The 9784-nt window shown below is 74.9% G+C and carries 7 protein-coding genes; 3 read left to right on the plus strand and 4 right to left on the minus strand.

Translation table 11 applies throughout. The annotated features are described in order from the left end of the window. Positions 1 to 65: 65 nt before the first annotated feature. From der to ACFRMQ_RS32005, 3 genes are all read right to left on the minus strand, one after another. A complete protein-coding gene (gene der, locus ACFRMQ_RS31995; protein WP_380734224.1) occupies positions 66 to 1520 on the minus strand; it encodes a ribosome biogenesis GTPase Der in 1455 nt (484 codons plus the stop codon). A gap of 169 nt (positions 1521 to 1689) precedes the next feature. Continuing rightward, entirely contained in the window at positions 1690 to 2427 is a 738-nt protein-coding gene (gene cmk, locus ACFRMQ_RS32000) for a (d)CMP kinase (protein WP_380734225.1), read from the minus strand. Positions 2428 to 2628: 201 nt separating this feature from the next. Then, positions 2629 to 3714, minus strand: coding sequence for a prephenate dehydrogenase (locus ACFRMQ_RS32005; RefSeq protein ID WP_380734226.1), 1086 nt, complete (start codon positions 3712 to 3714; stop codon positions 2629 to 2631). Between the two features lie 440 nt (positions 3715 to 4154). On the opposite strand from ACFRMQ_RS32005, the gene ACFRMQ_RS32010 reads away from it, so the two are divergent. The 3 genes from ACFRMQ_RS32010 (at position 4155) to ACFRMQ_RS32020 (ending at position 8402) form a co-directional block, all read left to right on the plus strand. Then, positions 4155 to 6377: a DUF4139 domain-containing protein gene (locus ACFRMQ_RS32010; RefSeq protein ID WP_380734227.1), complete on the plus strand. Its 2223-nt coding sequence runs from the start codon at positions 4155 to 4157 to the stop codon at positions 6375 to 6377. A 3-nt stretch (positions 6378 to 6380) separates the two neighbouring features. Continuing rightward, positions 6381 to 7928, plus strand: a complete 1548-nt coding sequence (locus tag ACFRMQ_RS32015; RefSeq protein ID WP_380734228.1) for a mucoidy inhibitor MuiA family protein — start codon at positions 6381 to 6383, stop codon at positions 7926 to 7928. A gap of 111 nt (positions 7929 to 8039) precedes the next feature. Beyond that, positions 8040 to 8402, plus strand: coding sequence for a DUF952 domain-containing protein (locus ACFRMQ_RS32020; protein WP_380734229.1), 363 nt, complete (start codon positions 8040 to 8042; stop codon positions 8400 to 8402). Between the two features lie 86 nt (positions 8403 to 8488). On the opposite strand, the gene ACFRMQ_RS32025 is transcribed toward ACFRMQ_RS32020, so the two are convergent. Next, on the minus strand, positions 8489 to 9496 hold the full coding sequence (locus ACFRMQ_RS32025; RefSeq protein WP_380734231.1) for a helix-turn-helix domain-containing protein: 1008 nt from the start codon (positions 9494 to 9496) through the stop codon (positions 8489 to 8491). Positions 9497 to 9784 lie beyond the last annotated feature (288 nt).

A 9784-nucleotide genomic window follows, 5' to 3' on the forward strand; every position in this document is an offset into this window, starting at 1 on the left:
GGGCCCCGCCACCACCGTGGCGAGGCCCTCCGGCCGTCGGTCGGGCGACCGACCACTCCCGACCGCTACTTCTTCTTGCGCTTCTCCCGGACCCGCACCGAGATCGAGATCGGCGTCCCCACGAACCCGAACTCCTCGCGCAGTCGACGCTCGATGAAGCGCCGGTAGCCGGCCTCCAGGAAGCCCGAGGCGAACAGCACGAAGCGCGGCGGACGGATGCCCGCCTGGGTGCCGAACAGGATGCGCGGCTGCTTGCCGCCCCGGATCGGGTGCGGGTGGGCGGCGACCAGCTCGCCGAGGAAGGCGTTCAGGCGCGCGGTGGGGATACGGGTCTCCCAGCCCTCCAGCGCGGTCTCGATCGCCGGGACGAGCTTCTCCATGTGCCGACCGGTCTTGGCCGAGACGTTGACGCGCGGGGCCCACTGCACCTGGACGAGGTCGCGCTCGATCTCGCGCTCCAGGTAGTAGCGGCGCTCCTCGTCCAGCTGGTCCCACTTGTTGTAGGCCACGACGATGGCACGCCCGGCCTCGACGGCCATCGAGATGATCCGGGTGTCCTGCTCGGCGAGGGTCTCGCTGGCGTCGATCAGGACGACCGCGACCTCGGCCTTCTCCAGCGCGGCGGAGGTGCGCAGCGAGGCGTAGAAGTCGGCGCCGGCGGTCAGGTGGACCCGGCGACGGATACCGGCGGTGTCCACGAACTTCCAGGTCTTGCCGCCGAGGTCGATCATCTCGTCGACCGGGTCACGGGTGGTGCCGGCCAGCTCGTTGACGACGACGCGCTCCTCGCCGGCGACCTTGTTCAGCAGGCTGGACTTGCCGACGTTGGGCCGGCCGATCAGCGCGATGCGGCGCGGGCCGCCGGGGGCGGCGTCGCCGAAGGTCTGCGGCGGGGCCTCGGGCAGGGCGGCCATGACGGCGTCCAGCAGGTCGCCCGAGCCGCGGCCGTGCAGCGCGGAGACCGGGAACGGCTCGCCGAGGCCCAGCGACCACAGGTACGCGGCCTCGGCCTCGGTGGACGGGCCGTCGACCTTGTTGGCGCACAGGACGGTCGGCTTGCCCGCCCGGCGGATGAGCTTGATCAGGGCCTCGTCGGTGTCGGTGGCGCCGACGGTGGCGTCCACCACGAACAGCACCGCGTCGGCCTGCTCGATGCCCAGCTCGGCCTGGGCTGCCACCATGGCGTCGATGCCGAGGACGTCGATCTCCCAGCCGCCGGTGTCGACCACCTTGAAGCGGCGGCCGTTCCAGCTGGCCTCGTAGGTGACCCGGTCACGGGTGACGCCCGGCTTGTCCTCGACGACGGCCTCGCGGCGGCCGATGATGCGGTTCACCAGGGTCGACTTGCCGACGTTGGGACGGCCGACCACGGCCAGCACCGGCAGTCGGACGTGCTCGGCACCGTCGACGGCGTCGAAGTCGTCGAGGTCGATGCCCTCCTCGGCGGCGAGCGCCATGAACTCGGCGTAGTCGGCGGCGTCCAGTCCACCGTGCTCGGTGGCGGCGTGCTCTGCGGTCATGTTCGTCTGTTCCGTTTCCCGGCCCGGCCCTTCCCAGGGGCGTGCCGTGCGTACCTGCCCCGCTCGGGGCAGCGCGTTGGTTTTCTCCGCGGCACCTCGAAGGCCCGCGGTTCACTCGATGGTCGGCCCACCGCGCGGTGGGCCCGACACCGGTCCGACCCGTGGGGGGTCAGACCGAGGACAGTCCGGCCCGTTCCTCCACGAGCCCGGCGATCCGGTCGATCACCTGCTCCAGGGTGAGGTCGCTGGTGTCCACCAGGACCGCGTCCGCGGCCTGGGCCAGCGGGGCCGTCTCCCGGGAGGAGTCGGCGGCGTCACGGCGGGCGAGGTCGGCGGCCATCGCGGTGATGGTCGCCTCGTCGACGCCCTTGGCACGCAGCTCGGCCGCCCGGCGCGCGGCGCGGGCGTCCTCGGAAGCGGTCAGGAAGACCTTGACGGTGGCGCCCGGGAACACCACGGTCCCCATGTCCCGGCCCTCGGCGACGATGCCGCGCTCGGCGACCTCGGCGCAGCCACGCTGGAGCTCCACCAATCGGGACCGTACGGCCGGCACCGCGGCGACGGCGCTGACCTGGGCGGTCACCTCGGGGCCCCGGATCGGGCCGGCCACGTCCTGGCCGTCCACCGTGATGGTGGGGCCATCGGCGTCGGTGCCGGAGACGATCACGGGCTTGCCGCACGCGACGGCCACCGCCTCCGGGTCGTCGACGTCGACCTCGTTGGCCAGCATCCACCAGGTCATCGCCCGGTACATGGCGCCGGTGTCCAGGAAGCTCAGGCCCAGCCGGGCGGCGACCGCCCGCGAGACGGTCGACTTGCCGGAGCCGGAGGGTCCGTCGATGGCGACGACGACCGGGGCGTGCGCTCGGTCGGCAGTGTCCACGGGGGCGAACCTCTCTCTGAGCATGGGAGCCGGAGCCTGGGCGGGCGGACGGCAGGGGATTGTCTCCCTCAAGGTTAATGGACCGCCGCCGTGACACACCCCGCCACCCGTCCGGCCCAACCGGCGGGCCTCACGAGTCGGCCGTCCGACCCGGCCTCCCGCCCCGGGCGTCGGCCCCGCGCGGTCGGTCCCGCACCGTCAGTCCCGGGCGTCGGCCCCGAACCGTCAGTCCCGGACGTTCCAGCCGCTCGCCCGCAGCGCCTTGGTCAGCCGCTTCACCGCCGCCGGAGCCACCGACAGCTGGACGAAGCCGACCTGCTGCCCGGTCGAGTGCTCGATGACGACGTCCTCGATGTTGACCCCGGCGTCGCCGACCTCCCCGAACAGCCGGCCCAGCTCACCCGGCTGGTCGCCCAGCACGACCGCCACGGTCTCGTAGCGGGTGGGCGGCGCGCCGTGCTTGCCGGGGATGCGGGCCTGGCCGGTGTTGCCCCGCCGCATGACCGCCTCGATCCCGGCCGCGCCGGCCTGCCGCTCGCCCTCCTCGACGGCGTCCATGGCGCGCAGCGCGGTGACGGTCTCGCCGAGGTCGCGGGCGACCGCCTCCAGGACGTCGGCGACCGCGCCGGCGTTGGCGGAGAGGATGTCGACCCACATCCCGGGGTTGGAGGCGGCGATCCTGGTGACGTCGCGCACGCCCTGACCGGAGAGCCTTATGGCGGTCTCGTCGGCGTTCTCCAGCCGGGCCGCGACCAGCGAGGACACCAGCTGCGGGGCGTGCGAGACCAGTGCGACGGCCCGGTCGTGCTGGGCGGCGTCCATCACGATCGGCACCGCCCCGCAGAGCGCGACCAGTTCCAGCGCGACGTTGAGCGTCTCGGTGTCGGTGTCGGCGGTCGGCGTGAGTACCCAGGGCCGGCCCTCGAAGATGTCGGCGCGGGCGGCCAGCGGGCCGGAGCGCTCCCGCCCGGCCATCGGGTGACTACCGATGTAGTGGACGGTGTCGCAGCCGAGCGCGGCGATCTCGCTGCCCGGCCCCGCCTTCACGCTGGCGACATCGGTGTACCGGTGCGCCAGGTTGCGGCGCTGGCAGTCGGCGAGCACCTTGCCGACCAGCGCGGGCGGGACGGCGATGATCGCCAGGTCCGCCTGCCCGTCGACCGGGTCGGTGGTGCCCGCCCCGAGCGACTCGGCGGTGCGGGCGGCATCCGGGTCGGCGTCCTCCAGGTGGACGGTCAGCCCGCGAGCGGTCAGCGCGAGCGCGGCGGAGGTGCCGATCAGTCCGGTGCCGACGACGACGGCAGTGCGCATGGCGGGTCGCTCTCCTCGATCACGATTTCGACGGGTGCCAGGACCGTCCGGGAGCACCCGCGCCCCATCCTCCCTCATCCGCCCGTCGAGTTCCCCACCCCGCCCGGCAACCGGGACGAGGTCCTCGGCAACTGCCGCCCCGGCAACCACGACGGGCCCGCCGCCGTCCCACACCGTGCACACGCCGCACCCCGGAAATCCGACGACGCCCGCCCCGAAGCCGGGCAGACTGGCCGCCCGGGAACGGGGAAGGCGCGAGCGGAGCGGCACGGCGGCAAGCGCGGTGAGCAGGCGCGGTGAGCAGGCGCGGTGAGCAGGCGCGCAGGAGAACCGGACAACCGGGCAACCGGACAACCGGCGGGCCGAAAGCCCGTCCGGCACGACCGGCGCGGCACGACGAACGCCACACGGCGGGCGACACGCGAACGAAGGGGTTGCGCATGGACGATCAGCACAGCGGCCGGAGCGGGCAGTCGAAACCGCCCGCCGTGCCGGCCCACCCGTCGGTCCTGGACTCCGTCGTGGTGTACGCCGAGGGCGCGGTGTGCCGACGGCGCGCCACCGTCCCGCTCCCGCCCGACGGACGGCTGCGGCTGACCGGCCTGCCCGCCGCGCTGGACGGCCGCTCGCTGCGCGCCCGGGTGCTCGCCGGACCGGCCGGCACCGCGGTCACCGAGGCCCGGCTGGAACTGCTCGCCGAACTCCGCGAACCGGACCGGCTCCCGGAGCTGAGGCGGGCGCTCGACGAGGCCACCGAGCACCGCGGCTCCCTCGCCGAACGCCGCCGGCTGGTCCTGACCGCGATCGCCGAGACCTCCGCGCTGCGCGCCGTCCCGCCGCAGCGCCGCCGCGACGAGCCGCTGCGCCGCACGCCCGCGGACGCCTGGCTGGAGCTCGCCGACTTCGTCGACCAGCGGCTGGCCCGGCTCCAGGAGCGCGCCGAGGAGCTCACCCGGGAACTCGAACTGGCCGACCACGAGCTCGACCTCGCCGCCGACCGGCTGCAGCGGGCGTCCACCGCCGACCTGGCCGAGCCGGTCGGGACCACCACCACCGCCCTGCTCACCCTCAGCGCCGAAGGAGCCACCGAGGGCACCGCCCGAGGCGCCACCGACCGCGTCACCGACCGCGTCACCGACCGCGCAGCCGAGGACACCGTCGACCTGGAACTGGAGTACGGCGTCCCGGCCGCCCGCTGGGTGCCCGCCTACCGCCTCTCCCACCGGACCGGTTCCGACACCGCCCACCTGGTCCTGCGCGCCACCGTCGCGCAGCGCACCGGGGAGGACTGGACGGGCGTGCGCCTCGCCCTGTCCACCGCCGACCTCGACCGCCGCACCGACCTGCCCAGGCTCGCCTCGCTGCGGATCGGCCGCAGCCAGCCCGCCCCGCCGCCCTCCGGCTGGCGCGAGCCCCCGGCCGGCCTGACCGACCTCTTCACCGGCTACGACGCGGCCGTCGCCGACCGCCCCGCGCCCCTCCGCGCGACCACACCGCCGATGCCGGTCGCCGCCCGGCTCGCCCGCCCCGGCGATCCGGGCCCGGCCGGCCCCCGCGCCGAGCTCTTCGCGGTCGCCGAGGAGAGCGCGCCGTACGGCGGCGGCCTGCTGAGCGTCGACGAGCCGATGCCCCCGGCCCCGGGCGCCCCGCCCGCTCCGGGCGGCTTCGCCGGCTACGGCGCGCCCGCGCCGGGCCCGTTCCCGACACCCGTCGCCGCCGCCACGCCCGTCGCACCGCTGCCGAAGGTCCCGGGCGGCCTCCCGGCGGCGGAGGCCCGGCGCCGCACCGGGCAGGCCGCCCCGCCCCCGCCGCCCGGATTCGTCCCGGACGCCACCCTGCTCGACTACCCCGGCCTCGTCCTGGCCGGCCCCGACGAGCCCGCCGCCAGGCGCGGCACCCTGCACCCCCGCCCCGAACGGGTCGAGCACGAGGCCCTGTCCCGGGCACTGCCCGGCGGCGACGACGGCGCGCGGGTCCGCGACCTCACCCTGCCCCGCCACGCCGTGCCGCCCCGCGAGTCGGCCGGCTCCTTCGACCACCGCTTCGACGCCGCGGCCCCCGCCGACATCCCGTCCGACGGCACCTGGCACACCGTCACCGTCGGCGAGGTCCCGCTCGCCGTCCGCCCGGAATACGTGACCGTCCCCGCCGTCGAGGAGAAGGTGTACGCGACCCTGGTGCTCGCCAACCACAGCGACCAGGCCGTCCTGGCCGGCCCGGTCGAGGTCACCGTGGACGACGAGTTCCTGCTCACCGCCGCCCTTCCAACCCTGGCGCCCGGCGGCACCCGGCGGCTGGGCGTCGGCGTCGCCGAGAGCGTCGAGGTGGCGCGCCGAACCGAGCTGCACGAGTCGACCACCGGCATGCTGAAGGGCAACAGCACCGTCCTCGACCACCGGGTGCACGTCCAGCTGGCGAACCGGCTCGGACGCGCCGTCACCGTGGAGGTCCGCGAGCGGGTGCCGGTCACCTCCGACGCCGAGATCCGGATCGAGGAGCGGGCCGGCTGGCACGCCCCGACCGGCTCCACCCCGGACTGTCCGCCCAGCACCCGGCTCTGGCGGGTCGACCTGCCGCCGGGCGGCCGCGTCGAGCTGGACGGCGGCTACCTGATCAAGATCCCGGCCGGAAAGGCCATCGTCGGCGGAAACCGGAGGAACTGAGCGATGACCGTCGAAACCCTTCCCCTCCCCGTCACCGCCGTGACCTGTCTGGAGGACCGCGGCCAGGTCGAGCGCACCACGACGGTCGAGCTCACCGCGGGCGTACAGCGGCTGCGCCTCGGCCCGCTCACCGCCCTCGCCGTCGACCGCACCCTGCGCGCCGAGTCCGCCACCGGCGGCGTCCGCGTCCTGGACGCCCGACTGATCCGCACCTGGACCCCGCGAGCGCCCCTGCCACCCGGCCCGGAGGACTCCGAACTGCGCCACCGGCTGCACCGGCTCGACACCGAGAGCCGCCTCGCCGACCAGACCCGGGCCCGGCTGGAGGCCCGGCTCGCACTGCTCGCCCAGCTCTCCGCCGACCTGCTCCGCGAGATCGGCGAGGGCGCCGGCCTCGGCGAACTCGAACCCAACCGCTGGGCCCGCGAGCTCGGCCGGGTGGACACCGAGCGCGAACGCTACGGCGAGGAACTGCGCGCCACCCACTCCCGGCTGCGCCGCCTGGAAGAGGAGCGCTCGCAGGCCCTGACCGCCCTGGACGAGGCCGAGGAGGCCCCGGCCGAGCTGACCGCCCACCTGGAGCTCACCGTCGAGGCGGCGCGGTCCGGCCCGGCCGAACTCGCCGTCTCGCACCTGGTGCCCTGCGCCCTGTGGCGGCCCTCCTACCGGGCGGCCCTGGACGGCGCCGAGCTGCGGCTGGAGTCGGAGGCGGTGGTCTGGCAGCGGACCGGCGAGGACTGGACGAACGTCCGGCTCACCTTCTCCACCGCGCGCTCCGCCCTCGCCACCGACCCGCCCGCGGTCACCGAGGACGTCCTGGTGCTGCGCGAGCGCACCGACGAGGAGCGCCGCGCGGTCGAGGTCGAGCTGCGCGAGGAGGCCGTCGCCACCCTCGGCCCGGCCTCCCGGGTGCCGGGCGTGGACGACGGCGGCGAGGTCCGGGTGCTGCCCGCCCCCGCTCCGGCGACCGTGCCCGGCGACGGCCGCGCGCACCGGGTGCCGCTCGGTGCCTTCACCGGCCCGGCGAGCAGCGAGTACGCCTGTGCGCCGGAGCTGTCCCCACTGGTCACCCAGGTGGTCCGGTTCGGCAACACGGCCGGGCACCCGCTGCTGTCCGGCCCCGTCGAGCTGGTCCGCGGCAGCGGCTTCTCCGGCCGTGGAGAGCTGCGCTTCACCGCCGCCGGCGCCGACGCCGAGCTGTCCTTCGGCAGCTCGGACGGCTACCGGGTGGTCCGTGAGACGGAGGAGCGCCAGGCCACCGCCGCCCTCACCGGCCGCCAGACCACCAGCCGGACGGTCCGGCTGCACCTGTCCCGCTTCTCCGGCCCGGAAGAGCACGACGAGCGGATCGTCACGGTGCGCGAGCGGGTGCCGGTCTCCGAGGTGTCCGCGGTCGAGGTGCGGCTGCGCAAGGAGGAGTGCTCACCGGCACCGGACGCCTTCGACGCCGAGGGCATCGTGCGCTGGGAGGTCCCTCTCGCCCCGGGCGCCCGGCGCACCCTCACCCTGGTCTACGAGGTGTCCGCCTCCGCCAAGGTGGCCGGGCTCTGACCACCCTGCGGACCACCCCGTGGACCGCTCCGCCCGGCACGGCGGCGGACACCGCCGTGCCGGTGACGGCCGCTCAGGACCAAACCGGAGACAACGGGTAGAAAAGGAACCATGATCCTCCACCTCGCCCCCCTGGACGACTGGCTGGCCGACCCCGGCCGCCCGTACGCCACCGCGTCGCTGCTCACCGACGGATTCATCCACTGCTCGGCGGACGAGCAGACGGCGCTCGCCGTGGCCAACGCCTTCTTCGCCGAGACCCCCGACCCGCTGATGGTGCTGCTGATCGAGGAGTCACTGGTGGAGCCGATGGTCAAGTGGGAGGCCCCGCACGGTGCCCCGCCGCCCGGGTCCGCCCCCGGCCTGCTGTTCCCGCACATCTACGGGCGGCTGAACCGCACCGCCGTGGTCGGCCTGGAGAAGGTCGAGCGCGGCCCGGACGGCCGCTGGGCCTCGCTCAGCCCCTGGAGCTGACGGCGCGCGGGAGGGAAAAGTTATGACAATTCCCGGGGTTCGCGCGCACCGGCCCCTCACGACACCACGCGCAGTCATGACAATCCCTACAACCACCCACGCTCCCGGGCCGCCATCCCCGCCTGGAAGCGGGTGGTGGCGCCCAGGGAGCGCATCAGGCTCTGGAGCCGGCGCTGGGTGGTCCGGGCGCTCCAGCCGAGCGAACGGGCGATCGACTCGTCGGTGAGCCCGGCCGCCAGCAGGCCCAACAGCTTGCGATGGTCGGCCTCCGGCTCCGGCGAGGCGTCCCCCGTACCGATCGCCGACTGCAACCGGACGGCCCGCTCCCACTCCGCCTCGAACAACGTGTCCAGCGCCTGGAGCAGCGCCGAGGGGTGGATCACGTACGCGGCGTCCAGCACGCTGTCGCCGACACTGATCGGGATGATCGCCATCCGGTCGTCCGAGATGACCATCTTCATCGGCAGTGTCGGCCGGACCCGCGCTTCCTCGCCGTCCGCGACACCGACCAGGATGTTCTTCTCCAGCCGCCCCGGCCAGGCCACCGCCTCCCGGTCGTAGATCGTCCGGAACTTCACGCCCTCGCGCAGCCGCCGCCGCTGCAGACCCATCGGCGCCACGGGGTCCTGGATGTACGGCGGACGGTCGAAGCCGCGCACCTGGTACTGACTGGTCTCGGTGATGTGCTCCAGCCGCTGCGCGATCGCCTCGCCGCCCGTGAGCACCTCCACCGAGTGCGCCGGATCGGTGTACCTCGAGGCCTCCCGGAAGGCGTCCATCAGCCGGTGCATCTCGGCCCGGGCGTAGCGCAGCTCGGACTCCCGGTGCCCGATCAGGGTGCCGATCGCGACGTCCGGGGGGACGGGCAGGTAGCGGTGCCGGTCCACCGGCGCCCGGGTGGCCATCCCCTGCTGCGCCAACCGGTCCAGGGCCCGCACGCTCTGCTGGAACGTCAGCCCGCAGTTCTCCGCCAGTTCCTCCGCCGTGGACTGGGGGTTGGCCACCAGCGCCGCGTAGACCTGCCCGTCCGGCTCCGCCAGTCCCAGCGCGCCGAGGGCCTGTCCGCCGGCCCGTCCCAGTGTTGCATCGGACACGACGCCCTCTCCCCCTGCTAGCCCGTTTCCGCTGTCGGCCCGGGCCCTGTCGGCCCCGTTCCGCCCCGATCGGTACGCCCGTTCTGGCACGGTCCCGCCACACCGCGCAGTGGTCGTCCGTGGCCATCCTCGGCCACGGATCATGACGCTGACAAGGCCGTGACCAGCGGTTGCGTCCCGGCTCACAGGCCCCGTCCGAAACGTGGACGCCCATCCGTCCCGCCCGGGCACCGGCTCCCCGCGCCCGCCCCGGACACCGGCGCCCCCGGGAGCCGATCGCCGCCCGGC

The organism is Kitasatospora sp. NPDC056783 (genome assembly GCF_042789895.1).
GTDB lineage: Bacteria > Actinomycetota > Actinomycetes > Streptomycetales > Streptomycetaceae > Kitasatospora.

What these genes read in the sequence shown, in the direction of transcription:
- ACFRMQ_RS32015 (WP_380734228.1), top strand. Translation starts at nt 6,381, where the DNA reads ATGACCGTCGAAACCCTTCCCCTCCCCGTCACCGCCGTGACCTGTCTG.
- ACFRMQ_RS32010 (WP_380734227.1), top strand. Translation starts at nt 4,155, where the DNA reads ATGGACGATCAGCACAGCGGCCGGAGCGGGCAGTCGAAACCGCCCGCC.
- cmk (WP_380734225.1), bottom strand. Translation starts at nt 2,427, where the DNA reads ATGCTCAGAGAGAGGTTCGCCCCCGTGGACACTGCCGACCGAGCGCAC.
- ACFRMQ_RS32005 (WP_380734226.1), bottom strand. Translation starts at nt 3,714, where the DNA reads ATGCGCACTGCCGTCGTCGTCGGCACCGGACTGATCGGCACCTCCGCC.
- ACFRMQ_RS32020 (WP_380734229.1), top strand. Translation starts at nt 8,040, where the DNA reads ATGATCCTCCACCTCGCCCCCCTGGACGACTGGCTGGCCGACCCCGGC.
- der (WP_380734224.1), bottom strand. Translation starts at nt 1,520, where the DNA reads ATGACCGCAGAGCACGCCGCCACCGAGCACGGTGGACTGGACGCCGCC.